The sequence below is a fragment of the Vibrio mangrovi genome (assembly GCF_024346955.1).
GTDB classification, from domain to species: domain Bacteria; phylum Pseudomonadota; class Gammaproteobacteria; order Enterobacterales; family Vibrionaceae; genus Vibrio; species Vibrio mangrovi.
Genome location: NZ_AP024883.1, coordinates 1,984,132 through 2,011,121, shown reverse-complemented (window position 1 = coordinate 2,011,121; position 26,990 = coordinate 1,984,132). Strand labels below are relative to the sequence as shown.

Below are 26,990 nucleotides of genomic sequence, written 5' to 3'. Positions count from 1 at the left end.
CGGGGTGTCTCTTGGCTTTTTAACCTCTGAGTTTAAATTGTTGAATCAAAACATTGAGCTGCTCTGACTGTTCTGTCAGCTCCTGAGCTGACTGAGCACATTGTTCTGAATTGGTTGTGTTCTGGTGGGTGACCTCGTCAATCTGGTGGATACCAAGGTTAATCTGTTCTGCTCCCTCTGCCTGTTCGGTTGCCGCCTGATTAATCTCATTCACCAGTGAGGAAACTTCACTGATACTCTGGACGATGATATTGAGCGCTTCTGCGGTTTGTTGGGATAACTGAATCCCCCGTCGGGTTCTTTGAGATGATGTTTCGATTAGTGAGGAAGTCTGTTGGACCGCTTGTGCGCTCCGGGCTGCCAGCTGTCGTACTTCATCGGCCACGACGGCAAAACCGCGTCCCTGTTCTCCGGCCCGGGCCGCCTCTATTGCAGCATTCAAAGCCAGCAGGTTGGTCTGCTCTGCGATTTCCTCAATGGATTGGATAATATTGTTGATATCGTTTCCTGAGGATTCGATATCCTGCATTGCATCCCTGAGCTCGGCCATCAGCTCATTTCCGTTTTCAGCCGACTGGAGCGATTGTTGAGAAAGAGTGCTGGCTTGCTCTGCATGAGCCGAACTTTCTTTGATCTGTGCAGTAATCTCGGCGATTGTTGCACTGATTTCGGTAATAGATGAAGAAGAGTTTGTGGCGCCATTCGCCAGATCCTGACTGAGTCCGGCAATCGTGTCTGCGTTCTGAGTGATGACTCCGGAACGGTTGCGAATCTGACTGACCAACGAATTGAGGTCATTGACCATCTGCGCCAATGCGTGCCCGAGCTGATCGTCTTCAGAGGCGAGATCAACGGTCAGATTCAGATCACCGCGGGAAATCTGTTCAGCGACCGATACCTGTTTCTGTAGGCTGTCAGCCATATTATCCAATGCATCGGACAGTTGACCGACTTCATCGGCAGAGTGGTAGTTCAGACGGCTATGGAACTGACCACTGGCAATGGTCTGAGCCATGTTTACTGCTGCCAGAATAGGGCGGGTAAGACTCCGGGCCATGAGGAACAATGCGCAAATGGCAAGGATTGTAATCCCCAGGCCGATGATAATTTGCCAGGTCATTCCTTTTTGATTGTTATCAGCAAGCTCCTGAGAAAGCTGATTTACGTTCTGAAGAACAAGGTTCTGATCGACACGAATTAAGAAAAACCAGGTAACACCGCTGTCCCCCAGTGATATCGGGACATATATTTCCAGCAGGTTATCCTGATCATCAGATTGGGTCATCGGTTTTTTTTGTTTAATAACCTGTAATACTTCATCACTACTATCACCAAATAACTCACGGATTGACTGTCCGATGAACTCCGGTTTCTGGCTATCTGCAATAACAAGTCCTGTGTCTGTCAGAATTGAAATCTGTGACTGGCCGTCATAAAGTTCGGATGAAACCTGCTGACTCATCTGTTGCACAAAATCGAGATTGTAGTCCGTACCGACGACGCCTCTGAACTCCCCGTTAACGAGTACGGGAACCGATAGCGTTGCCAGCCAGACATTCTTTCCCTGAACAACATAAGGAAGTGGGGCTGTAACCGTTTTATGCAGCGTTTTTTCCGGTACCTGATACCAGGCACCTTTCATTACACCATTGGGATGAGATTCGGTCGAATCATATTCGACCAGCGGCTGGATTTCGACTTTTCCTGAGCGATCTCTGGTCCAGTATGGTGTGTAGCGTCCGGTTTCTTCGTTATTGCCATCAAGGCCGGTCGCGTTCAGAAAATCCTGTTGGTCAAAAGCGTTTGGTGCCCAGCAGCTGTAAGAACCGTTGAGATCCGGATTTCGTTCAAGGATCTTCAGCAACATCTCATTGAAAGAATTTCTGTTCAACACCAGTGTACGGTTTGCCTCTTCGTAGGTTTTTGAAGCAGAAGCAGCATCCGCCAGCGTTTGTGCTGCATCGAGTCCTTTTTCAAGACGTCGGCTGATTGACTGGGCATAATTGGATGCAGTGGCTTCCAATTGACTGATGGTGGTTGATTTTACAATAGTCGAAACTTGCTGAGAAACGAGCTGTTGACTTACCGAAGAGGAGTAGACGCTATATCCGACCAAAAGCCCTGATGTAATGAATAAACATATACCTGCGGCGAGCGCTATCTTGGTCTGAATCGATTTAAATGTCATAAACTATTTCCCTGTATAATCATTCCAATCTTACTCATTACATCATCTTTCATGTGCTTCTGTATACAATTTAGACACTTGAAGCACGAAAAATATGGTTAATATTCATGCTTTAAGTCTCTGTTTCACCACATGAATGAAGATGAGTACTTCATCAAATTGGATAAACATGGATTTAATATATAGCCTGATTGATATTTAATTGATTACATTAGTTGTATGAATAGTGAATCGATTATTGACCTAGCCGATGGCTCTGATGCGACAAAGCCTCAGGGCTTATATAATGATAGGTTAATATATTAATGATTCATAATAAACTAGTGATTAATAAATGTGACTTATATCAACTTTTTATAGAATGACAAACAGATAAAAGAAAATAGTGAAATTTATCAGTTAATTAGCTGCTTCAAAGGGTGAGATGGTAGTGGATGGATATTTTCTGTTGTTTTCTTGTTAATAGATAGATAAACAAAAGATGTTTTGGGCAAAAAAACGGCATATAAATCGATAAAATAGAACATTATTAATAAATAAAACCGTTGGGCCTTCCAATTTTAAGGACAAACTGTTTTACTTGCCACGCTTTGAGAATCAGTAGAATTATTGCTGAGTGTACAGGTTTTTTTACACTCGCCTGATTCGTTCAGTGTAAACACAATATCGGTATAAAATATGGCGAGTAATGCAAGAGGTCATTTTTCTTCGAAACTTGGCTTTGTTATGGCAGCTGCAGGGTCAGCTGTCGGTTTAGGTAATGTGTGGGGATTTCCCACTAAAGCCGCAAGTAATGGAGGAGCCGCTTTTCTGGTCATCTATCTTGCGATGGTTTTTCTGCTGGCATTTCCGATGCTGGTAGCAGAATTGACGATTGGACGTTACGGACAAGCAAACCCTATCTCTTCTCTAAGATCGATCTGGACCAGAAACCGGGCTTTTGCCGGGGGCTTTGGGTTAATTGCAATAGTGACAGCGTCACTTATTTTGAGTTTCTATTCAATCATCGCCGGCTGGCTGGTCAGTTATGCGATCGCTCCGACTATCGATATGGTTGGATTTCACCAGTTTTCAAGCTGGCTGGTGGATTTTGGTACTTCGCGCAATCTGGTTTTTACGGTCATTTTTTCTCTGTTAACCATTTTGGTTGTACAACGGGGAGTTGCTGATGGGATTGAGCGCTGGTCAACACGACTGATGCCGCTTTTATTTGTCTTATTCGGAGTGATGATTCTTTATATCTTCACACAGGATGGGGCAATGGAAGGGCTAAAAATGTATCTGGTTCCTGACCTTTCTCAACTCCACGGTGGATTGTTTGTTGATGCGATGGGACAGGCATTTTTCTCTCTGTCACTGGGATGTGGTTCGATGATGGTTTATGGCTCATATCTGAAGAAGGATGTGAACATTCCTAAAACGGCGGCTCAGGTGGCTTCGATTGATACGGGAGTTGCTTTCTCTGCCGGCTTACTTATTTTACCGGCAATGTTTGTGGCTAAGAACAATGGCGTTGATATTTTCACTGAAAGCGGCGCACTGAAAAGTTCCGGTGATCTGGTCTTCAAAGTCCTGCCTGCGATGTTTGATACGATGGGCGGGGTTGGTCTGTTACTTGGATTCGGCTTTTTTGTCCTGATGGTGATTGCTGCACTGACTTCGGCAATTTCTATGCTTGAAGTACCGGTTTCCTGTGCGCAGGATGAATTAGGATTTCAGCGCTCAAAAGCAACCTGGTTGATTGGTGGTGTGATTCTGCTGATTAGTGTTGTGATTTGCCTGAATTTTGGCAAACTTTTCGGGTTTGTTGCAGATTTGACAACTGTTTACATGCAGCCACTGCTTGGTACCGTGTGGGCGATTGTTGTCGGATGGATCTGGAAACGTAATCAACTGCTCAATGAAATTAAACAGGGAAATCCTGAAATTGAGCAAGGTTTCTTCTGGAAAATCTGGCCGTGGTATGTTCGCTTCATCTGTCCGGTCGCTATCATTATGGTATTTGTTTATCCGCTAATGTAACGCGTTAGCCGGGAATGTCTGACAGAAAAACCTTCCCGAGGGAAGGTTTTTTGTTCTCACTGGTTTTGTTTCCATCGCTTTCACTCTATACTCCCTCGCCTGGAGGGCCTTGTGTTTCGTATATTATTTGTTCACTCAGACTTTGTGCTGATTCATAAATATCCCGGAGTTTCCGTCCATAAAGATGATGGAGAAACGATGCTTGTGCATGAAATCCGTCAGGCATTGGGGAGCGGACCTCTCTATCTGGTACACCGGCTGGATAAAATGACATCCGGACTCTTGCTACTGGCTCGTTCTGCTGAAGCTGCCAGGATTTTGTCGACATGTTTTGCCGAGAGAATGGTCGAGAAATATTATCTGGCTATCGGAAGTAAAAAACCGAAAAAGAAACAGGGATTGATCTGTGGAGATATGGTTCGGTCCCGTCGCTCTGGATGGATGTTGACTACCGGACAAAGCAACCCGGCGATTACCCAGTTCTTTTCGACAGCAGGTGAAGATGGGGAGCGTTTATTCATTTGCCGTCCGTTAACCGGGAAGACACACCAAATTCGGGTCGCATTGAAATCAATTGGTTCTGCGATTGTCGGAGATTCAATCTATAACAGCAGCAGTGAAGCAGATCGGGGTTATCTGCACGCCTATGCTTTGAAATTCCCTTATGCCGGTGAGTGGCATTCCTTTATCTGTGATCCGAGAACCGATGATGTTGCAGGAGATAAATGGCAGGAGCCAGCGATCATCCGCGGTATCGGATTATGGTCAGAACCCTGGTCGCTGAACTGGCCGGAAGTTAAATTAAAGCGTTGAACTTTATTCTATGTATATCAATCAACTGACAGAGTTTTTCCAGCATCTTGAGCAACAGCTTCATCCTGAACTGAAAGAGATGAGACGATTATTTCATGGGCGGGGACGATGCTGGCCCGGTCTGGAGCAACTGACGGCAGACTGGCTGTCACAGCAACTGGTTGTGAGTCTTTTTAAAGCAGCCGATGATGATTTTATGCATCAGTTGCGGCAAGGATTACATCAGTTTGCGCAAAGCTCGTGTTGGGAACGGTGTGGCGGGAAAAGTATCGTTCTTCAGCATCGTTATGCTCAGGGAACTCCTGCTGAAGTACTATGGGGAACATTGACTCCCCGGCCGGTTGCTACAGAAGATGGTTTGAACTATCAGCTGGATATTGGCCGGAACCAGAATTGCGGTTTATTTCTTGATATGCGCTATGGCCGGCGTTGGGTCAGAGAGCAGTCTGCAGGAAAGAAGGTCCTGAATCTTTTTGCGTACACCTGTGGATTTTCTGTTGCAGCGGTGGCTGGCGGTGCTACTCAGGTTGTCAATCTGGATATGGCTAAATCTTCCCTGGCAAAAGGGCGGGAGAACCATCTTCTGAATCAACACGATATCAGCTCTGTTCATTTTCTGGCACATGATCTGCTCAAATCTTGGGGAAAAATTAAGAAGTACGGCCCATATGATTTGGTGATTATTGATCCGCCAACCTTTCAGAAAGGGAGCTTTGCTTTAACAAAAGATTACCGGAAGATTTTGAGGCGTTTGGATGAGTGGTTAAGTAAAGATGGTCAGGTTCTCGCTTGTGTAAACTCTCCGGCAGTTCCGAGTGATTTTCTGATTCAGGCAATGCAGGATGAAGCTCCGGTTTTTACATTGAACCAGCGTTTGGATAACCCACCTGAATTTGCCGATGTTGATCCTGAAGCTAGCCTGAAAGCGCTCGTTTTCCATCGTTTAGCATGATATTCAACGGATTCCCGGCGTGTCAGGCGCCGGGAAGAAGTGTTGTTATTTGCTTTGAGCCTGAAAAACGAGAGTATGTTTTTTTCCTTTCAGGGTGAGAATATTTTTGTCAATATCGATCCGGTTCCACTCTGAGAGAGCTGAAATGATGGTACTATTCAGTGCCATTTCGTTTTTCAGGCATAATTTCATTGTTGAGTTCAGGTGTGTCACCCGAAACTCATGTGAATCCACATCTAGTTCAACTTCACCAACATAGTCGTTACAGCCTGCTAATCCGGTTGCTGTCATTTTTTCATCGATACTCAGTGATGGTATTTTTTTCCCTTTGGGAAGTTCTAAAGCTTTGCCATCCAGTTCGGTCAGACTCCAGCGTGGCGTTTGTAATTCAGTCAACTGAATCGGTTTATCTTTACTGGCACATCCTGCCAGTAAAGCCGCGAGAGTCATTGTCGTGACGATAGCTTTTGAACTAAGCTTCATATAACCAACCTTAAATTGTTAAATTTGTGACGTTGTTATTCTTTTTGCATATAGATTTACAGGCAATGTGGATGCTGGAAGAATATATCCGGTAACCTTTGATCAGGATAGATCTGAACATATGCAAATGAAATTTGGTCTGAAGTAAACCAACTACCGAAAGGATTGTAAAGAAGGATTTTGATATTTCAATCATCTGATAGAAATAACTGGACGGATATAGCCTTCTTATCTGAAGTTTCAGCCGGGTTGTCTGTGTCCATTGCTCTCATCGTATGGTCTGTTTTATGGGGCTCACTTGTTTGTCATCATTGCAGCGACGTCAATTAATTTGGGGATAATACATGGAACAGCTCGAATTCTTTGATATTCCCAGCCCTTGTATCCGGGTGTGTGAAGCCGATGAGAAAGGATATTGCCGGGGATGTATGAGAAACCGGGATGAGCGTTTACGTTGGTTGAAAATGGCCCCGGCAGAGAAATTGCACGTCATAAAATTATGCAAAATGCGCTATCGCCGGAAAATGGCGAAGAAACACGCCTCTGGAGAGACGGAAGATATAGCGCCTGAGAGCCCGCAGCGAGACCTTTTCTGATTTGTATTGCTAATAAAACTGATGGGAAGAATGGGTCATTTGTTGAGACTCCATCGATCACTGATCCAGCCGCCAATTCGTTCGTCAAAATGATTGCCGGTGAAACTATGATGGTAATCTGTTGACTTGTCATGCAGAGGTTGTTCATTTAATAGATGGTGAATGTAGTTTGCCATTGGATCATCAGACTGAATTTGCTGCTTTCTGAGAGCTACCTCTTTAATCATTTGAAGCCGATACGTTGAGCTTGAGCGTTTCACGATTATTCCCTCCTGTGAATGATGATTGTACAAAAAATAGACACCTCGTTTGGGTTCGTCAATATGTGGCTATCGAGACTTTTATCATATTTGATCTGGGGCAAAGAACTCTTTAAGACGAAAGAAATATTAGACATCAAACTATGAGCAATATGGATGATTGAAAGAAAATGCAGAGATTTAGTTGATATATTTGAGATAGTTATTCTTATGCCTCTGATTTTGTATCAATGGCTATGTTGTGGATGTCGGGAATATTTTCCTGAAGCAGCAAGGGAAGGTGAAGCAAAAAAAAGAGATAGCCAGATGGCTATCTCTTCATTCAGCAGTCACATAGTGTACTGATTTTTCGTCTGTTAAAAACTATGCCATTTGTCGTACGGTTTGCTGAAGTTTTTCTGCGGCTTCCCGGCAGTTTTTCTCTACATTGCGTAGATGATCTGCTGCTTTCTGGAAATTATCGCTAATTGTTCTGAGACCTTCCACGACTTGTTTTTGGGCTTGTGTTTCAGTATTCATCTTCAAATCCCCTCAAGGTAAAAATAAAAAGGCTAACGAGAGCGTTGCTCATTCGTTAGCCAAACTTACCGTTGCTAGAGACCTGAAGCAGAATGAATCTTGATTTGTTATCTATCTTTTAGATTCATTGCTGTTGTTATAATTAATAAACTTTTTTTGTTTTTGTTCGCCTATTGATCGTTATGTCACTTTTGATTGACACTGGCGAGTATAAAAGAAGCCGTAGTTTCTTCCGAGAACTTCTGACAGAAAAATAGCGATAGTGCGAAATAGGTTACGATTTATTGTATGAAATTTCACCATTTCACGCAGAGTTGCATGTTTAGTATCACAATGTAGGGGAAAATGGTGATTGCACTACCCAGGATATAGCCTGTAAAAATAGCGAAACCCCGATGTTTGGTAGCCATCGGGGTTTCTAAACTGTAGATATTACGGTTGGTAAGGCCGATTATCTGTTATGCAAAAGGTGCTGGATTTATCCGGCTAATTTCCTGAGAAATTAGAGACGGATGAAGTCCATGTGTGTAACTTTTGGCTTGTACACGTGACGTTGAACGTCTTGTGGCTTCACCTTAACTTCTGCGCCGTCAATCACAAGTGTGATTGCTTCGTAGAATTCAGGCTTGTCCATTTGGTTCATGATATCATCATGGTTTAGTGCGATAGATACAGGAGCTGCATCACCACCGTAAACAATAGCTGGAAACTGGCCAGCGTGACGTAGGCGGCGGCTCGCACCTTTACCTAGTTCAGTACGTACGACTGCTTCAAATTTCATAATATTTACTCTCAAACTTAGTAAATGGTTTGGTAAAGTCTGGCAATGCGACCTTGCCAGACAAAGTCCGTTTCATACAGACGATGAAACGAGCGCGGATACTACCATTCTCTGACCCTGTGAGCAATAAGTATCTTTTATTACAGGTCGTGTTGACCTTTCGTGATGTGCCTTAAGCTTTTGGCGTCAGTTCATCAGCAAAAATTTTATCTCTCAGTTTCCAGAAACGGCCGACTTTACGGGCAATGATAAACTGCGGTAATCGGAATCGGTGTTGATGGGCAACGACCCGACCCGGTGATGATTCATTGAATGGCCGGTGTTTATCAGCCAGATGAGGTCTGACGAATCGTTGCTGGAATTGCTGTTTCTGTTTCTTGGTCGTTAATGACCAGAACTCATGGACCTGAGCCTGATTTTCTCCGTGATAGGTGATTTTAAGCTGATTCTTACCCTGATTATCTTTATGGAGATGGATGTCCATATTCAGACATTCAAACACCAGTGCATCTTTCAGGTTCAGAGCTTCTCTGAGTTTTTTATCCGGGTCGACCAGCACGCTCTGGCATTCGTGACAGAGACGGGCAGCAATGTCATTGTCAGCACCACATTCGTGACAGTATTTGGCCCGGAAACGATAACCGCAATGATGGCGTTCCTGAGTTTCTTCATCGGTAAAGTAGCCCTGGCAGCGTCTGCCGTAATGTTCGATAAGAAACCCCTGTGGATCCAGTTTTCCCCAGAAATTGTTATTAAAGCCGCAGGCCGGACAAGGCACGGTAACGATTTCACTCTGACTATCCGGTTTGGGTTCTCCGATTTCAGGTTGTTCCATATCATACTGATTACCGGCATAGTCGAGAATCAGGCAATCACTTTTACCGGGAGAAAGACGCAGTCCCCGTCCGATAATCTGCTGATACAGGCTGACGGATTCTGTTGGCCGGAGAATTGCGATCAGATCGACATGAGGTGCATCGAAGCCGGTTGTCAGCACTGATACATTAACCATGTATTTGAGTTGTCGCTGCTTAAATTGCCGGATGAGTAAGTCCCGTTCCTGAGTTGGGGTTTCACCGGTAATAATGGCGGTTTCTGTTTCAGGAAGCAGAGAATAGATCTCTCTTGCATGATGAACGGTTGCAGCAAAGATCATTACACCATGTCTGTTCTGAGCCTGTTGAATGACCTGAGCAATAATCTGTGGTGTTGCGCGTTTGGCCTGAGAAATGACCATATCCAGTTCAGTCGCTTTATAAGCGCCGGTAGCCATCGGTTTGAGCTGGGAAAAATCATAGCTGAGTACCGGCGCATCGATGATTCTGGCCGGGGTCAGAAAATCTTCATCCAGCAAATAGTGAATTGGCAGTTCAAAAATACAGTCCCGGAAGAAACGGGGCTGTTCACTGCGAACCTGTCCCCGGGTGTGATATTGATAGATCCACCCCATGCCCAGCCGGTAAGGGGTCGCTGTTAAGCCGAGAATTTTGATTCCGGGATTATGGGTTTGCAGATGAGTAATTACTTTCTGGTAGCTGCTGTCCTGATTGTCCGGAACCCGGTGACATTCGTCGATGACGAGTAGAGAGAACTGATGGCTGAAAGCCGCCAGATGGCGGGAAACTGACTGAACTGACGCGAAAACTACCTGCTGGTCAGTTTCTTTTCTGCCCAGTCCGGCAGAAAAAACAGCACCGGTCAGGCCATACCCTTCATATTTCTCATGGTTTTGTTCAACCAGTTCTTTGACATGAGCCAATACCAAGACCCGTCCTTTCGCCAGTCGGGCGAGTTCTGCAATCACGAGACTTTTACCTGCACCGGTAGGTAAAACAATCACGGCAGGTGAGGTGTGCTGACGAAAATAGTGGATGACCGCTTTAACGGCATCTGCCTGATAGGGACGAAGCGTATACATAAATTCAATACTTAAGAAAAATGTGAAACTGCTCAACTAATGGATGACGGAAGGCTATAATAGCGCACTTCAACATCATGAGGTACGCATGCGTCTGGATAAATTTTTATGTGATGCTTTGGGCGTCACACGTAGAGAAGCAACAAAAATTATTAAAAGTGGTGAAGTCTCAGTTAATGAACAGGTTCAGAAGAGTGGTGCGCTGAAAATCGCTTCAGAAGATGAAGTGATCTGGCAGGAGCGCCCGGTAGTTCTGCACGGGCCGAAATATATCATGCTATACAAACCTGAGGGATTTGTATGTTCACACGAAGACGGTTTTAATGAGACTGCCTTCATGCTGCTGGGTGGTGAACCGCACCTGAAGCATCTGCATTTTGCCGGTCGGCTGGACGTCGATACAACCGGATTAGTTTTGATCACCGATGATGGTCAGTGGTCTCATCGCATTACTTCGCCCAAGCATCAGTGTGCCAAGGTATACCGTGTCTGGCTGGCTGACCCGCTGCAGGACGATGCTATCACACAATTTGAACAGGGGATTCAGTTACGTAATGAACGAGAGCTGACCTTACCGGCTCAGCTTGAAATACTTGGTGAAAAAGAAGTCCGCCTGAAAATATATGAAGGAAAGTATCATCAGGTAAAAAGGATGTTCGCAGCAATCGGTAATAAAGTTGTTGCCTTACACCGGGAGCAAATCGGACGGATTCAGCTGGATGAGTCATTAGAGCCGGGAGAGTACCGTTATCTGACCGATGAGGAGATCCAGTCAGTCTGGCAAAGTTAGTGGTACGAAAAGTTGGCAGTAGCACGGAAAAACTGCCGGTGAGGTCTGAGCTGATTTTTGCCGTAATCATTATAGTCTTCATCTAAGTCATGAAGATAGCGAAGAACAGGAGATTTATGAGTACAGAACAAGGATTGAAGCATGACAATTCTCCCCGGATGGATTTGTTGCTATTTATCGTTTTAGGAGCGATTGGGGCGATTACGCCGCTGGCCATCGATATGTATCTTCCGGCAATGCCTGTAATTGCTAAAGATCTGGGGGTTAGTGCCGGCTCTGTACAAATGACGTTAACTGCATATACGGCTGGTTTTACCATTGGTCAGCTCATTCATGGCCCAGTGTCGGATAGTTATGGTCGTCGGCCGGTGATGTTACTCGGTATCGTCTTATTTGGGATTGGTTCGGTGGTTTGTGCCAGTGCCGATAATATTGACGCTCTGGCCTCCGTCCGGGCGGCTCAGGGATTTGCCGGTGCGGCGGCGGCTGTTGTCATTCAGGCGGTTGTTCGTGACATGTTCGACCGTGAAAATTTTGCCAGAGCGATGTCCTTTATTACGCTGGTGATTACACTGGCTCCGTTGGTTGCACCAATGCTAGGTGGCCATCTTGCCGTATTTTTCGGCTGGCGTTCGATTTTCTGGGTTCTGACTGGTTTTGCACTGGTAGTCATTCTTATGGTTTTATGGAAAATTCCTGAGACGTTACAACATGAGAATCGCCAGCCATTACACCTGAAAACGACACTGAAAAATTATTGGCGGCTATGCCTGTCAGTTCAGTCTCTCGGTCTGATGTTATGTGGCGGTTTTTCTTTTGCCGGAATGTTTTCTTTCCTGACTGCCGGTTCTTTTATTTATGTTGATATCTACGGAGTCAGTCCGGATATGTTCGGTTATCTGTTTGGTCTCAATATACTGGCGATTATGCTAATGACCAGTATCAATAGCCGTGTCGTCAAAAAAGTTGGTTCGGTATTTATGCTCCGCTTTGGTCTATGGGTACAGTTTCTCGCGGGTGCAGGATTATTTATCGGTTGGCTGTACGAGTGGGGATTGTGGGGAATCGTTCCTTTTGTGGTGTTGTTTATCGGGATGATTTCAACGATCGGCAGTAATTCTATGGGGTTGTTAATGAGTGGTCATGCACAAATGGCCGGTACAGTTTCATCTCTGGCCGGAACATTTCGTTTTGGGATTGGCTCGCTGATTGGCGCTATCGTTGCTGCAATGCCGGGGGATGCTGTCTGGCCGATGGTTCTGAGTATGGGACTATGTGCAATATTATCCGGGCTGAGTTACTGGGTTTCGACAAGAGAGTAGTAAAGAATATGGTGACATATCATGACGAAATACAGCGTCTGGTCGATACGGCGCTGGCAGAACTATCACAGGCACACCAGCATGGTAAACTGGCTGATGCGCCTGTAGCGAATAACCATTTTCTGATTCGCTGGGTAACCAACGCTTTAAAACAGCAACGGTTTCATCGTTGTGTCGGAAATGATCTGACCAGCTGGCAGAAAGCGGGGCGTTCTCAGGGAAATAATGCAGGCCTGGAGCGAATATTCCGGCAGATCTCCGCCTATTACCACAGTTTTTTCTCTGTGGATAATCAATCCGTTCAGGAAATTACTGATCAGCAGATCGAACAGTTTCTGGATGAGATGACCGCAGAAGGCTGGGATATCTCAACGGCAGAACCTCTGGTTGGATGTGGCAAAGTGCAGTTATTTACTGAGAGTCCGAATTCTCTGGCGCTTTGTGCTGAGCAGTGTGAGTCCTGTTTTGACGGTGCAGTACTTGTCCGGCCAATGAGTCTGTTTGTCCGGGGCAACCATGCGCAGTTTATTGATAAAGCATGGCGTGCCGGATTTATGGTACACAAACAGACAAATTACAAATCGAACGTAAAGTATCATGGGGAATATCTAATTTATCCGGGAAACCGGGGAGAGCAACTGGCTGAAATTCCGCTTGGATTTCAGCCCGGTTAACCACGATCCTCCAGAGGATTCAGGAATCGGCAGGTGGTGTTTTTTGTTGTTCTGCCTGCCGACAGATCCGTTTGACCATCCCTCTAAAAATAAATAGATGCGCAGGCATCATGACGAACCAGTAAAGTAACCCATAGAATCCCTGTGGGTGCCACCAGGCGCGGATGTCCAGAGTCCGGTGAGTCTTATGCTCAGTAATTGTGCATTCCAGCCGTCCGAGTCCCGGACCTTTCATTCCAAAAAATAGTGAGAGGAATTTAGGTTTTTCACACCGGATTACTTTCCAGGAATCGATATAATCCCCGATTTTAAGATGCTGTCCCTGAGGTTCTCTTCTGACTGGTTTTCCACCACCGAAAAAGAAATCAAGCCATTCCCGTGTTCGCCATAGACTGTTTGCAAAGAAGTAACCATCGGGCCGGCGTCCGATTTTTTCAATCACAGTCCATAGCTGTTCTGTACTGGCAGTTGTCCGAAGTGTTGCTCCTGCCTGCTTGGGATAATATCCGTAACCGGGTTGCCAGCGGTTGAGGGCATGAGGGTCAAATCCCCAGACCTGACTGCGAACGAACCGTCCTTCCCGGGCAATTGTCTGCTGAACGGCATCGTAGTAGCTCAGTAATTTTTGTGGATACAACTGAGTAATTTTATGATTATCGGCAACATAATCGTGAGTCAGTCCGGCCAGCAAAGCTTTGCCTATGCTGCTGGGAACCGATGTGATCATACCTAACCAGTAGGAAGCGATGCGGGGTGTCAGAAGCCGGGTTGACCAAAGGCGAAAAGGTTGGTGAGCAATCTGGCAAATTGTCCGGAACTGCTCCCGGTAGCTGATAATGTCCGGACCACCGATTTCAAATAACTGGTGACCTGCCGGAGCGGATTCGGCAAAGCGCAGCAGATAGTAATTCAGGTTCTCCAGTGCAATAGGATTGGCTTTGGAATCGACCCAGTGAGGTGTGATCAGAACCGGAAGGTTGTAGACGAAATCCCGCATGATTTCAAAAGCCGCAGAACCCGGTCCGATAACAACTCCGGCCCGGAGTTCGGTAATTGGAATAGTAAGCTGGCGCAGACATTCACCAGTCATTTTCCGGGCTTTGAGGTGCTCGGAATTTCCGGACTCGGGTTGAATGGCACTGAGGTAGATAATATGTTTGATAGGACTGTTTTCTGCCGCCTGCCTGAAGTTTTCTGCCAGTTGTAATTCGTAGTCGAAGAAATCGCCGCCATAAGCCATACCGTGAACCAGAAAATAAACCAGTTCGAAATGTGGAACGATATCTTGTGTCGCTTGCGGATCGGCTAAATCCAGATAAACAATCTGAAGGTTGGGGTGAGGTTCCAGGCGTGCTTTTAATGACTCAATATGGCGTGTAGCAGCTGTGACGGTGTAACCATATTCCAGTAACTGTGGAACAAGTTGTGAACCAATATAGCCGGATGCACCAAGGACGAGTACTTTTTTCATAAATAGTCCGTAATTCTTAGGTCATGAAAATGCGGGTGTTCCAAATGTTCTCAAAACGTACTGAATTCGGTGCCTTGAGATGATCTGGTGATAGAGAACAGCATACATAATACATATGGAGGTGTCACCGGGCACATGTTATACTCGCCGTGTTTCTAAGTTTCCGTGAGCATATGTTTCTCCCCGAATCATTTCAGGCTTCGGAATAATCCAGTATTCGGAGTGCTTCTTTGTCTAAGGTTATCATGATTTTTTCCTCTATAAGGGGCGATTTTTTACGTCGGCTGCTTGCGATTGCGATTCCCATTGCATTGCAGAATATTTTATTTTCCAGCCGGGGATTAGTTGATGTCATTATGCTGGGCCAGTTAGGGGAATCTGAAATTGCCGCAGTGGGCGTTGCAGCCCGGGCAACATTTGTCTCAACAGTCATGCTGGTAGGGGTAACGACCGGAGGCGCGCTTCTGACTGCACAATACTGGGGGGCGGGAAACCGGCAGGGTGTCAGGGAAAGTACTGCACTCACCTGGCTGGTCTCAACATCTTTTGCAACTGTCACTGCTTTACTCTTTATTCTGTTTCCTGAATCGATTATGTCACTGGCGACAGATTCGGCTGAAGTGACCCGGTTAGGCGGCCAGTATCTACAGATTACATCGGTGAGTATGTATGCGATTGCCATGGTTAGTAGTATGGCTGTCGGACTGCGTGCCATGCATAAACCAGCGATTAGTACTTTTTTCAGTGCCATCGGTATTTGTTCTAATGTTTTTCTGAACTGGGTACTGATATTTGGTCATTTCGGATTTCCGGAGATGGGGATCTCCGGGGCTGCGATAGCCACGGTACTCAGTGGTGTGATCGAAATCGTTACATTGTATGGCTACCTTTACCGGAAAAAACATTTACTGGCATTCCGGTTGAACGATCTGATCGCAACAGTACATTGGTCTAAAGTTAAGCGCTTTTTGAAATTATCGCTTCCGACAACATTTAATTTTCTGATGTGGTCCGGAGGATTGTTTGTTTATCATTCGATTATGGGGCAGAGTGGGGTTCAGGGACTGGCTGCACTTTCTGTGATGACGCCGGTAGAATCGATTTCACTGAGTTTTTTGATTGGTGTAGCCAATGCATCATCAGTTTTAGTCGGTAACCAACTGGGCGCTAAAGATTTTGATAAAACTTATTATCAGGCCATCGGTCTGACGGCATTCTGTGTACTTTCCGGTACGGTTATCGCGGTTTTGCTGTACTTTTTGCAGATTCCTGTTTTGAATTCATTTGCTGCTTTGACCCCGGAAACCCGTGAGCTTGCAGAAAAGTTTATTACAATTCTTAGTCTGGGAATTGTACTACGTTCTTTTCCGATGGCTGCCATTGCGGGTGTTCTGCGCCCCGGTGGTGATGTGAAATTCTGCCTGTATCAGGATTTATGTGCGCAGTGGGTAATTGGTATTCCGGTCACAGCGATGATGGCTATGATATTTCATGTCTCTCCAGAGTGGGTTTATCTGGCTTTTTTACTTGAAGATTTTGTCAAATGGTTTGGGTCGACTCTGCGCATACGAAGTAAGAAATGGATGAGAAATCTGATTGAAGCCGATTTGTGATAAAGACCGCAAAACACTTTCTCCATTATGGTTTTTAGTGTAGATTCACACCCCGAGATTTGTGATTGTGGACTCATGAGATGTTAGAACTGACAGACCTGTGTAAAGGCTACTTGGATGGGGAAGAGTTTCACCCTGTTTTGCAAGGCGCAGCGCTCAAACTGACATCTGGTGAACAAGTTGCATTGATGGGAGAAAGCGGCTCTGGTAAAAGTACGCTTCTGAATCTGATTGCCGGGATTGATTCTGTCGATTCAGGGGAAATATGGTTCCCTAATTTCCCTATGCACAGCTCTTCTGAACACCATCGTGCTGCTTACCGGCGGCATTATGTCGGCCACATTTTCCAACAGTTTAATTTACTTCCGACGCTGAATATTGCGGATAATATTCGTTTCTGCCGTCAGTTACGCCGGCTTCCCGAAGATCAGGGATTGTGGCGTCAGATCTTGTCTGCCCTCGATTTAATGCCCTTACTTGGACGATATCCGGAAGAAGTCTCCGGGGGACAGCAACAGCGGGCAGCGATTGCCAGAGCTCTGTATATGGAACCGAAGCTACTGCTGGCCGATGAGCCGACGGGAAGTCTTGATGAAAAAAATGCAGAGGCGGTTATCCGCTTGTTAACATCTTTGTCCCGCAGACTGGAGTATACCTTGTTGCTGGTTACACATAGTGAAAAAGTGGCCAGCTATATGGAACGATGTGTCCGTTTGCAGGGAGGACAGCTCCATGCTATGCCCCGTAGTTAAAGTACTGCTGGGTCATTACCGTCGTTCGCCATTACAGATTTTGCTGGTATGGTTAGGATTGACACTGGGTGTTTCTATTCTGATTGGTGTGACAGCGATTACGGAACATGCCCGGAAAAGTTATGCTCATGGAGAAAAGTTATTTGCCAATCCGCTTCCTTACCATATTCGTTCCCGCTCTATAGAAAACCTCATCCCATATCAATTTTACCTACAATTGCAACAGTCAGGTTTCCAGCAATGTGTGCCTTTTAGTCGCTTCAAGACCGCAACTCAGAGTGGACAGAGTATCACTGTTGTCGGTATGGATCCGGCCAGTATGGGCAACAGTACATCGGAACCATCCGTCTGGAAACAGCAGGTTCTGCCGTTATTAATTGCGCCGCATTCTGTGATTATCAGCCGGGAGCTGGCAAAACATGAGCAATTAAAAAACGGTGATTGGATGACTATCTCGTCCGGAGAGCGTCTGGGACCGGTAATTATTGATCAATACGATTGGGTTTACGGGAGTCGGGTGATGACTAGCCTGTCTCTGATTCGCTCTCTGACCGGAACGGACTTATTATCGGCTATCGCTTGTCGGGATATGCCTAATGCAACTTTACAGAAGCTAAAACAGCTGTTGCCACCCGCTTTGACAATTAGTCGTCAGTATCGCTCTGATGTCGGTTCTTTAACCAAAGCCTTCCTACTGAATCTGGATGTAATTGGTGTACTGGCATTTCTGGTCGGGCTTTTTATTTTTTATCAGGCAATCTCTCTTTCTTTTATTCAACGTCAGCCTTTGGTTGGTATGATGCGTCAGGCCGGTGTGTCCGGTGTCGAGCTGGCGAAGGCATTGATGGTAGAACTGAGTCTGCTGATCTTGTTTTCCTGGATTTCCGGTAACCTCTTGGGATTGTTGCTGGCTGACCGTCTGATTCCTTCTGTTTACGCAACCGTTATGCACGATCAGGAAAGCTTTTTTATCGACTGGAACTGGCATTGGGGCATATATAGTCTGGTTATGGCAACGATTGGTGCCTTAGCTGCCTGTATCTGGCCACTTATCCGTTTGTTAAAATCTCCATCGATTCGTTTAACTGCAAAGGTTTCTCTGGTCCGGTTTGCCGGGATAGAATTTGCGTGTCAGGCGATTGCGGCGATCTTATTATTTGGTACTGCAATTTTGATCTACCTGTTTGTCAAACAGCTTTGGGTTGGGTTTGTAGTTCCGGCGATGATCCTGATTAGTGTCGGATTAATTACGCCGTTTCTGTTTTGGAAAGTCTGTGATTTACTTTCTTATCGCCTCAAAGATGTGAAACGTCGCTGGTTCTTTGCTGATGCTGCTGCGAGCATGGGATATCGCGGTATCGCGACCATGGCATTCTTAATCGCACTTACTGCGAATATTGGTGTGGAAACTTTAGTCGGTAGCTTCCGGGGAACGACGGAGCATTGGCTGAATGAGCGACTTGCTGCAGATATGTATGTTTACGCCTCGCCATCTTCCCAGGCTGATATTATTCACTGGCTGCATCAGCAGAATGAAGTCGGTTTTGTATGGAAGCGTTGGGAGCGGGATATTCCGTCAGATCAGGGTTTGATTCAGGTTGTCAGTACAGGATCGACGGATATTGAACTCGGCGCGACGACCATGAAAGTTGCTGTTCCTGATTTTTGGGAATATTTACACCATAGTAAAAGTTTGCTGATTAGTGAGTCCATGTCTCTGAAGCTGGGGATCCGTCCCGGGGAGCTGATCTCATTACCACCACCTCTGGGAAAGGGGTGGTACGTTGCCGGGGTTTATTATGATTATGGAAATCCTTTCTATCAGGTTCTGATTTCAGAGTTTGCCTGGAATCAGATATTTGGTTCTCATGGGGATATTATTCTGAATGTGACGACAAAATCGTCGGATTCTGAAGCTGAAAATCGTCTGAAACAACGACTATTGGATACCTTCTATCTGGATAGTGATCGTGTTTTTGATAATCGTGCTATCCATCAGGCAGTCATGAAAACGTTTGACCGGACTTTTTCGATAGCAGATAAACTCAGTAAGATCACTTTGCTGATTGCAGTCATTGGTATTTTTTTCGCTACTTTGTCCGGAGAGCTGGCGAGGAGAAAACACCTGACTCTTATGCGTTACCTTGGTGTATCGGGAAAAGAGTTGATCATGATTGGTAGTTTACAACTGTCGACTTTCGGTATCATTTCTCTGTTTATTGCGATTCCTCTGGGGATTACGTTGTCAGTATTCGTGATGGATATGGTGATCCGACAGACTTTCGGCTGGTCGGTGCAACTATATATGATGTACTCCGGTTATCTGACAACAGCATTATGGTCTATCGCTGCTCTGGTGATAGCGGGAGCGATTCCAGTGATCAGACTCACTCTAGGAGCTCCGATCAAATCTTTCAGAGATTCTCTGTAATCTCTGACAAACTCTTCTTTTCTTTCTTCTCTTCGTTTTTTCCGAAGTAAAATATCATTAGAATCGATTTTTATATATTCCAGTGAGTTGTTAAAATGGTTATATGTATGTTTCAAAATGTAGAGTGACTCAACAGGAGTACCAGAATGACAGACATGATCCGGAAATTCTTCAAGATGGAATCAAGCGGTGGGCTTATGCTTGTATTAGCATCGTTTTTAGCCATGTGGATCGCAAACTCTTCCCAGCAGGCATTATATGAAGAGGTTTTACATATACCGTTACTTGGTCTGTCACTACGGCATTGGATCAATGATGGCTTAATGGCGGTATTTTTCCTGTTGATTGGTCTGGAAGTGAAACGGGAGCTTTTCGAAGGGGCTCTGAAGCAACGGGAAACAGCTGTATTCCCAGCAATTGCTGCTGTTGGTGGTATGCTAGCTCCGGCACTAATTTATGCGTTGCTAAATCAGAATGACTCTCTGGCAGTTCAGGGATGGGCGATTCCGGCAGCCACTGATATTGCATTTGCTTTAGGGATTATGGCATTGCTCGGGAACCGGGTTCCGCTCAGTCTGAAGGTCTTTTTACTGGCTCTGGCGATTATTGATGACCTGGGTGTGATTGTTATTATTGCCCTGTTTTATAGTAGTGATCTGTCAACACTCGCTTTATCTGTCGGACTGACGATGGTTGGGCTTCTTGTTCTGTTAAGTTATAAGCGCGTGACGAGTCTGACACCTTATCTGGTGGTTGGAGCGATTCTCTGGGTCGCCGTGCTGAAATCGGGAGTACATGCAACACTAGCCGGTGTCATTCTTGGTTTTGCGATTCCTCTGAAGGGGAAAAATGGTGGGTCGTCGCCATTAAAGCAATTGGAGCATTGGTTACATCCATATGTCGCTTTTGCCATTTTGCCGGTTTTTGCTTTCGCTAATGCTGGTATTTCAATGTCTGCGGTTTCAACTGAGATTCTGACTCATACGGTTCCGTTAGGTGTATCTCTGGGATTGTTGATTGGAAAGCCTTTAGGCGTGTTTAGTTTTAGCTGGCTTGCGCTGAAATTCGGTTTTGCAAAACTTCCTGAAGGTGTAAAACTAAAGCAAATCTTTGCGGTATCTGTGTTGTGCGGAATCGGCTTTACCATGTCGATATTTATTTCTTCACTGGCGTTTGGTGAAATTGCCGAAGAACTGGATACGTATGCAAGAGTGGGAATTCTGATGGGGTCAACTCTGGCCGCCGTCCTTGGATATATTTTATTGAGAGTGTCTTCACCAGCAGAAAACGTGGCGGTTTCTGAACGGTGATAACCTCAGATGTTTCAAAATAGCCTCCTAATATTTTTACCATGACTATTTTGCGGCAAGAATAGATGTCACCAGATGTTATTGAAAACACACGGGAGCCAGACTTTCGTGTGTTTTTTCTTGGGGTTGCTCACAGAAAATAATTGCAAGTCGTGTCCTTTGTATGTTAGATTTCGCGACAATCTCGGAGTGAGTTGCATTTTCTGAGGGATACGCGTAGTGAACATTCGGGCTGATTGTGTCATTACGTAGGGTAGGTATCGGCAAGTCCTTTTGCTGATAGACGGGATACTCTAGTCGTGGGAGCGGCATCAAAATGGGCAACCCAACGTTGAAATCACATATTTTATCTTCATTAATCAGCTTTGTTCTTCCTCAGTGTCCTGTTCAGCAAGACAGAAGCATTACTGAACCTTGATTCCCAGCAATCGCTGATTTTCCGTTTATTTTATGGTGTCTCTGTACACGTCTGTCAGTTATTTATCTGATTGTCAGGTGATGTTGGAGGCCGGTTGCTATTACCCATCTTTATTATTGATACTTTTATTTTCTAATGATGGGCATTTTTTCTGAGGGGGCGCAGATGAGTACTGCCTTTGAAGTCAATCAAAATCTTTCAACAGTTTTTTCATCACAAACACCAAATGTGAATGGTGTTTATGATTTAACGCCGGATCAGGTACTTTTAGATCAAGAAAAGTACGAATCTGAAGTGCGCTCGTATCCCCGCCGTTTGCCGATTGCAATTAAGCAGGCATATGGCGCTTTGGTTGAGGATACACGTGGTCAGGTTTTTCTCGACTGTCTTGCCGGAGCCGGTACTTTAGTGCTCGGATATAATCATCCGGAAATTAATCAGGCGCTCAAAGAACAGTTAGATTCGGGACTTCCTTATCAAACGCTGGATATGACAACACCAGCAAAGGATCACTTTATTAAGCAGGTGCGGGCATTTCTTCCTGAAGAGTTGGGAGAAAATTGTGCGATTCAGTTTTGTGGACCTTCCGGTGCTGATGCTGTAGAAGCCGCCATCAAGCTTGCTAAACAGACTACTGGTCGCAATACCATGTTTGCGTTTCGTGGCGCATATCATGGAATGACCAACGGCACCATGGGAATGATGGGTAATTTGAGTACCAAAGCCCGTCGTACCGGGTTAATGTCTGATGTTCATTTCATGCCATTCCCATATAACATTCGTTGCCCGTTTGGCCTTGGTGGTGAAGAAGGTGCCCGTGCCAGCATTCGGTATATTGAACGTCTGCTGGGAGACGATGAAGCCGGTATCATGAAGCCAGCCGCGATTATTGTCGAGCCGGTTCAGGGTGAAGGTGGTGTTGTTCCTGCTCCTGCTTTCTGGCTGCGTGAGCTACGCCGTATTTGTGATGAGCACGGCATCTTACTGATTTTTGATGAAGTGCAATGTGGTGTTGGGAAAACCGGCTACAACTTTGCTTTTGAAGAAGCGGGAATCATCCCGGATATTCTTTGTCTGTCCAAAGCGATTGGTGGTGGTCTGCCAATGTCGTTACTGGTATTCAAAAAAGAAATCGATACATGGCGTGCTGGCGAACATACCGGTACGTTTCGTGGTAACCAATTGGCAATGGTTTCAGGTGCTAAAGCGCTTGAAATTATTCAGCGTGATAATTTGGTTGAGCATGCAAATATTGCAGGACAGTACTTGCGTATGGGTCTGGAGAAGATCCAAAGCCGGGTAAATTGTATCGCTGAAGTCCGTGGTAAAGGCCTGATGCTTGGTGTTGAAATCAAGAATCCACAGGGTGAACTGAATAAATTTGGTGAGCCGCAGGCAGATGGTGCGTTGACTCTCAGAATTCAACGTGCAGCATTGGAAAGAGGCCTGATGGTTGAAAAGGGTGGGCGTGAAGGCTCTGTCATCCGCTTCCTGCCACCGATCATTATTTCTTATGAACAGATTGATTTTGCACTCCGTGTTCTGGAAGAAGCGATTCTGGCTGCCGGTGGTGGTGAAAAAGTTCCGGAAGCAGAGAATCAGGCTGCATGGAAAAAGCATTTTATCCATACCGGTTATCAGGGAAGTCAGCAATTTTCAAAGGTCATGAATCATACAACGGCTGCAATGAAGTCAATCTTTGACGCTGTTCAGGCGCCATATTCCGGTATGGATCCTTTGCAACTGGAACAAGCGATTTATGCCGTAGATTTAGATCATAAAAATGCACTGTTGACCGATGTTATTTCTGATACAGCAGAATTGGTTGCCAAAAACTCAATTATTGTGCAACACCCGAACTGTATTGCACATTTGCATACGCCGCCGCTGCTGTCCTCCGTTGCAGCAGAGGCCATGATTGGTGCATTGAATCAATCAATGGATTCCTGGGATCAGTCGTCGGCAGCTACTTATGTTGAGCAGCGTGTTATTGACTGGATGTGTACCAAGTACCGGCTAGGGGATTTAGCTGATGGTGTTTTCACCAGCGGCGGTACTCAAAGCAACCAGATGGGCTTACAACTGGCCCGGGACTGGATTGCAGATAAACTGAGCGGCCACTCGATTCAGAAGCTGGGCTTGCCTGATTATGCTGATAAATTACGGATTGTGTGTTCTGAAAATGCCCACTTTACCGTACAAAAGTCAGCATATTGGATGGGGTTGGGAGAGAAAGCGGTTCTGACCGTTGATACCTTACCAAACGGGACTATGGATGCGTCCAGACTGGCTGGCGTAATCGAGCAGGCAAAGGCTGAAGGTCTGATTCCGTTTGCTGTCGTGGGGACAGCAGGGACGACCGATCATGGCGCAATTGATGATCTGCATACCATTGCTGATGTTGCTGAACAGCATGGTCTATGGATGCATGTCGACAGTGCTTATGGTGGAGCTCTTATCCTGAGTAGTCATGCTGAGCGTTTAAGTGGTATCGAACGTGCTCGTTCAATTACGGTTGATTTTCATAAATTGTTCTATCAAACAATTAGTTGTGGTGCATTCCTGGTGAAGGATAAAGCAGACTTCAAATATCTGCTGCATCATGCAGATTATCTGAACCGGGAGCACGACACATTGCCGAATCTGGTCGATAAATCGCTTTCAACCACCAGACGTTTTGACGCTTTGAAAGTCTATATGACGATGCAAAGTGTCGGGCCTGTTGCATTGGGTGAGATGTATGATCACTTAATCCAGCAAACACAACAGGTCGCACAGTTGATTGATAATGATCCGGGATATGAGTTGTTATCTCAGCCATCATTGTCTACAGTTTTGTTCCGCGCAGTACATCCAGCAGTGACTGATCTGGATGCGTTGAACCAGAAGGTACGTCTTGAGGCGTTAACCAGAGGTGTTGCAGTACTTGGCGAAACCGTGATAAACGGTCAGACCGCTATGAAACTGACAATTTTGAATCCATGTTTAGACATCAGCGATTTTGAATCGTTAATGGAGAAAATCACACAGCTAACCAGCGAACTAGTCGGATAATTAAGGTAATAGGACTATGTCAATTTTACAAATTGGAGCAGGAGGTGTTGGTTGGGTTGTTGCCCATAAGGCAGCCCAGAACAACGATATTTTAGGTGATATTACGATTGCATCCCGGACAATAACCAAGTGCGAAAAGATTATCGAATCGGTGCGTCGTAAAGGAAATCTGAAAGATACGCAAAAGAAGTTAGAAGCTCGTGAAGTCAACGCTGACGATATTGATTCTCTGGTCGCGTTAATTCACGAGGTTCAGCCTGATTTAGTCATTAATGTTGGCCCTCCGTGGGTCAACATCCATGTGATGGAAGCCTGCTATCGGGCCAAAGTTTCCTATCTGGATACTTCTGTTGCGGTTGATCTTTGCTCTGAAGGTCAGCAGGTCCCTGAAGCCTACGATTGGCAGTGGGGATACCGTGACAAATTTAAAGAAGCCGGTATTACAGGTATTCTGGGAGCCGGTTTTGATCCCGGAGTGGTGAGTGTATTTGCCGCTTACGCCGTGAAACATCTCTTTGATGAGATTGACAGTATTGATGTCATGGATGTGAATGCTGGCGATCACGGGAAAAAGTTTGCGACTAACTTTGACCCGGAAACGAATATGCTGGAAATTCAGGGGGATTCGTTTTACTGGGATAACAATGAGTGGAAACAGGTAGGCTGCCATACACGGATGCATGAATTTGATTTTCCTGTAGTGGGCAGACACAAAGTTTACTCGATGGCTCATGATGAAGTTCGCTCATTGAAAGAGTTTATCCCGGCAAAACGAATCGAGTTCTGGATGGGATTTGGTGATCGTTATCTGAATTACTTCAATGTGATGCGTGATATCGGTCTGTTGAGCCCTGACCCTGTAACATTGCCTGATGGCAGAGAAGTTCAGCCATTACATGTATTGAAAGCATTGCTGCCAGATCCAACCTCTTTAGCTCCGGGATACAAAGGTAATACCTGTATCGGCACCTGGGTTCAGGGGAAAAAAGGCGGGGAAGAACGGAGTGTTTTTCTGTATAACATCGCTGACCACGAAGTTGCCTACCATGATGTTGAACATCAGGCAATTTCTTATACAACGGGTGTTCCTGCGATTACTGCTGCAATTCAGTTCTTCCAGAAACAATGGGCCGAACCTGGTGTGTTCAATATGGAACAGCTGGATCCGGATCCATTCCTGAAAACCATGCCACAAATTGGTTTGGATTGGGACATGCAGGAACTGGAAGTCAGGCAGCCTGAAATTCAGATTCTGAAATAATCGTCCTGACGATATCTTGTAACCGAACGATAAAAGTCAAGCTTATCAGACAGCCGTAGCATTTGATGTTATGGCTGTTTTTTAGCGGCGCACTCTGGCCATTCAATGCCAGAGATGATCCTCTTTTATATGGCTTGGTCCGGATATGAGATTTGATGGGTTCAACATGGTGAACACGATAAATCGGTAAGTTAAGTCATGCAAAAAAGTGAATTAAAAACACCCTATTTTATGATTGATGAATCTAAATTGATTCGTAATCTTGAAATTGCTCAACATCTGAAGGAAATTTCCGGTGTGAAGCTGGTTCTTGCGCTCAAATGCTTTTCCACGTGGGGAGTGTTTGACATTATCAAGCCCTATCTGGACGGTACAACAAGCTCTGGCCCTTATGAAGTTCAGCTGGGCTACGAAACATTTGGCGGAGAAACCCATGCTTATAGCGTCGGTTACAGCGAAGATGATGTAAAAGCTGTCGCAGATATCTGTGACAAGATGATTTTTAATTCACAATCGCAATTAGCGGCCTATCGCCATCTGGTTGAAGAGAAGGCTTCATTGGGTCTGCGTCTGAATCCGGGAGTGAGCTATGCTGGCCAGGATTTAGCAAATCCGGCGCGTCAGTTTTCCCGGTTGGGTGTTCAGGCCGATCATCTTGACCCGGCAGTTTTCGATTCAATTGATGGCGCTATGTTTCACATGAATTGTGAAAACAAAGATGTTGATGCATTTATTCGTCTCTTAGATGCTATTTCCCAACAGTTTGGTGAATATCTGGATCGTCTCAAGTGGGTCAGTCTTGGCGGTGGAGTCTTCTTTACCTGGCCGGGATACGATGTTGAGAAACTGGGGCAGGCTCTCAAAGAGTTTTCCGGGAAACATCAAGTGCAATTATATCTTGAGCCGGGAGAAGCGATTATCACCCAAACAACCGATCTGGTTGTCACAGTGGTTGATATTGTTGAAAACGAGATGACAACAGCCATCGTGGATTCTGCAACCGAAGCTCATCGGCTGGATACATTAATCTACAATGAACCGGCATCGGTTTATGAAAGTAGTGAAAATGGCTCATACGAATATGTCATTGGTTCCTGCTCATGTCTGGCTGGTGATCAATTCTGTATTGCGAAGTTTGATCAGCCACTGGAAATCGGTCAGAAGCTTCATTTAGTGGATAGTGCAGGTTATACCATGGTGAAACTGAACTGGTTCAATGGCTTGCGTATGCCTTCGGTATATTGTGAGCGTAGCAGTGGTGAGGTGCAAAAACTCAACGAATTTGATTATGCTGATTTTAAACGTTCATTGTCTCAGTGGTGTGTTCAGTAATCCAGCAAAGCCCGGTCATCGTACCGGGCT

21 protein-coding genes are annotated in these 26,990 nt (G+C 45.4%); 14 read left to right on the top strand and 7 right to left on the bottom strand.

Going from position 1 to position 26,990, the window contains the following annotated elements; genetic code table 11:
* Positions 1-19 precede the first annotated feature (19 nt).
* Entirely contained in the window at positions 20-2,188 is a 2,169-nt protein-coding gene (locus tag OCU74_RS08995; RefSeq protein ID WP_087479406.1) for a methyl-accepting chemotaxis protein, read from the bottom strand.
* A 678-nt stretch (positions 2,189-2,866) separates the two neighbouring features.
* Between OCU74_RS08995 and OCU74_RS08990 the strand changes: the two genes are divergently transcribed.
* The 3 genes from OCU74_RS08990 (at position 2,867) to OCU74_RS08980 (ending at position 5,975) form a co-directional block, all read left to right on the top strand.
* The gene (locus OCU74_RS08990) at positions 2,867-4,210 is read left to right on the top strand and encodes a sodium-dependent transporter (protein ID WP_087479405.1); all 1,344 of its coding nucleotides are present in this window, start codon (positions 2,867-2,869) and stop codon (positions 4,208-4,210) included.
* Between the two features lie 111 nt (positions 4,211-4,321).
* A complete protein-coding gene (locus OCU74_RS08985) occupies positions 4,322-5,023 on the top strand; it encodes a TIGR01621 family pseudouridine synthase (protein WP_087479404.1) in 702 nt (233 codons plus the stop codon).
* A 10-nt stretch (positions 5,024-5,033) separates the two neighbouring features.
* Positions 5,034-5,975, top strand: coding sequence for a class I SAM-dependent methyltransferase (locus OCU74_RS08980; RefSeq protein ID WP_087479403.1), 942 nt, complete (start codon positions 5,034-5,036; stop codon positions 5,973-5,975).
* A gap of 45 nt (positions 5,976-6,020) precedes the next feature.
* Here the strand turns inward: OCU74_RS08980 and OCU74_RS08975 are convergent, their stop codons facing one another.
* The gene (locus OCU74_RS08975; RefSeq protein WP_087479402.1) at positions 6,021-6,458 is read right to left on the bottom strand and encodes an META domain-containing protein; all 438 of its coding nucleotides are present in this window, start codon (positions 6,456-6,458) and stop codon (positions 6,021-6,023) included.
* 344 nt (positions 6,459-6,802) lie between these two features.
* Here OCU74_RS08975 and OCU74_RS08970 point away from each other — a divergent pair, with 344 nt between their 5' ends.
* Entirely contained in the window at positions 6,803-7,054 is a 252-nt protein-coding gene (locus OCU74_RS08970; RefSeq protein ID WP_087479401.1) for a DUF1289 domain-containing protein, read from the top strand.
* A gap of 35 nt (positions 7,055-7,089) precedes the next feature.
* On the opposite strand, the gene OCU74_RS08965 is transcribed toward OCU74_RS08970, so the two are convergent.
* The 4 genes from OCU74_RS08965 to OCU74_RS08950 form a co-directional block, all read right to left on the bottom strand.
* On the bottom strand, positions 7,090-7,314 hold the full coding sequence (locus OCU74_RS08965) for a hypothetical protein (protein WP_087479400.1): 225 nt from the start codon (positions 7,312-7,314) through the stop codon (positions 7,090-7,092).
* Positions 7,315-7,677: 363 nt separating this feature from the next.
* Positions 7,678-7,833 (bottom strand): hypothetical protein, encoded by a 156-nt coding sequence (locus OCU74_RS08960; protein ID WP_159457377.1) that lies wholly within the window; start codon positions 7,831-7,833, stop codon positions 7,678-7,680.
* A 502-nt stretch (positions 7,834-8,335) separates the two neighbouring features.
* The gene (gene rplY, locus OCU74_RS08955) at positions 8,336-8,614 is read right to left on the bottom strand and encodes a 50S ribosomal protein L25 (RefSeq protein ID WP_087479399.1); all 279 of its coding nucleotides are present in this window, start codon (positions 8,612-8,614) and stop codon (positions 8,336-8,338) included.
* Between the two features lie 172 nt (positions 8,615-8,786).
* Positions 8,787-10,532, bottom strand: coding sequence for a DEAD/DEAH box helicase (locus OCU74_RS08950; RefSeq protein WP_087479398.1), 1,746 nt, complete (start codon positions 10,530-10,532; stop codon positions 8,787-8,789).
* Between the two features lie 88 nt (positions 10,533-10,620).
* Between OCU74_RS08950 and rsuA the strand changes: the two genes are divergently transcribed.
* From rsuA to OCU74_RS08935, 3 genes are all read left to right on the top strand, one after another.
* Entirely contained in the window at positions 10,621-11,322 is a 702-nt protein-coding gene (gene rsuA / locus OCU74_RS08945; RefSeq protein WP_087479397.1) for a 16S rRNA pseudouridine(516) synthase RsuA, read from the top strand.
* A 116-nt stretch (positions 11,323-11,438) separates the two neighbouring features.
* A complete protein-coding gene (locus OCU74_RS08940) occupies positions 11,439-12,644 on the top strand; it encodes a Bcr/CflA family multidrug efflux MFS transporter (RefSeq protein ID WP_087479396.1) in 1,206 nt (401 codons plus the stop codon).
* 8 nt (positions 12,645-12,652) lie between these two features.
* Positions 12,653-13,318 (top strand): DUF2913 family protein, encoded by a 666-nt coding sequence (locus OCU74_RS08935; RefSeq protein ID WP_087479395.1) that lies wholly within the window; start codon positions 12,653-12,655, stop codon positions 13,316-13,318.
* A 19-nt stretch (positions 13,319-13,337) separates the two neighbouring features.
* On the opposite strand, the gene OCU74_RS08930 is transcribed toward OCU74_RS08935, so the two are convergent.
* Positions 13,338-14,789, bottom strand: a complete 1,452-nt coding sequence (locus OCU74_RS08930; RefSeq protein WP_087479394.1) for a DUF2867 domain-containing protein — start codon at positions 14,787-14,789, stop codon at positions 13,338-13,340.
* Between the two features lie 245 nt (positions 14,790-15,034).
* Here OCU74_RS08930 and OCU74_RS08925 point away from each other — a divergent pair, with 245 nt between their 5' ends.
* From OCU74_RS08925 to nspC, 7 genes are all read left to right on the top strand, one after another.
* Positions 15,035-16,402, top strand: a complete 1,368-nt coding sequence (locus tag OCU74_RS08925; RefSeq protein WP_087479393.1) for an MATE family efflux transporter — start codon at positions 15,035-15,037, stop codon at positions 16,400-16,402.
* Positions 16,403-16,482: 80 nt separating this feature from the next.
* Positions 16,483-17,154 (top strand): ABC transporter ATP-binding protein, encoded by a 672-nt coding sequence (locus OCU74_RS08920; RefSeq protein WP_087479392.1) that lies wholly within the window; start codon positions 16,483-16,485, stop codon positions 17,152-17,154.
* Complete coding sequence (locus OCU74_RS08915) at positions 17,135-19,585, top strand: ABC transporter permease (protein WP_087479391.1); 2,451 nt, start codon at positions 17,135-17,137, stop codon at positions 19,583-19,585. Before OCU74_RS08920 ends, OCU74_RS08915 begins: the two co-directional genes overlap by 20 nt.
* 146 nt (positions 19,586-19,731) lie before the next feature.
* The gene (nhaA, locus tag OCU74_RS08910; RefSeq protein ID WP_087479390.1) at positions 19,732-20,895 is read left to right on the top strand and encodes a Na+/H+ antiporter NhaA; all 1,164 of its coding nucleotides are present in this window, start codon (positions 19,732-19,734) and stop codon (positions 20,893-20,895) included.
* Positions 20,896-21,478: 583 nt separating this feature from the next.
* Complete coding sequence (locus OCU74_RS08905; RefSeq protein WP_087480085.1) at positions 21,479-24,367, top strand: pyridoxal phosphate-dependent class III aminotransferase; 2,889 nt, start codon at positions 21,479-21,481, stop codon at positions 24,365-24,367.
* A gap of 16 nt (positions 24,368-24,383) precedes the next feature.
* Positions 24,384-25,628: a carboxynorspermidine synthase gene (locus OCU74_RS08900; protein WP_087479388.1), complete on the top strand. Its 1,245-nt coding sequence runs from the start codon at positions 24,384-24,386 to the stop codon at positions 25,626-25,628.
* A gap of 198 nt (positions 25,629-25,826) precedes the next feature.
* Positions 25,827-26,960 carry a carboxynorspermidine decarboxylase gene (gene nspC, locus OCU74_RS08895; RefSeq protein WP_087479387.1) on the top strand — a complete coding sequence of 378 codons (1,134 nt, stop codon included), beginning with the start codon at positions 25,827-25,829 and terminating at the stop codon, positions 26,958-26,960.
* The last annotated feature ends 30 nt before the right edge of the window (positions 26,961-26,990 follow it).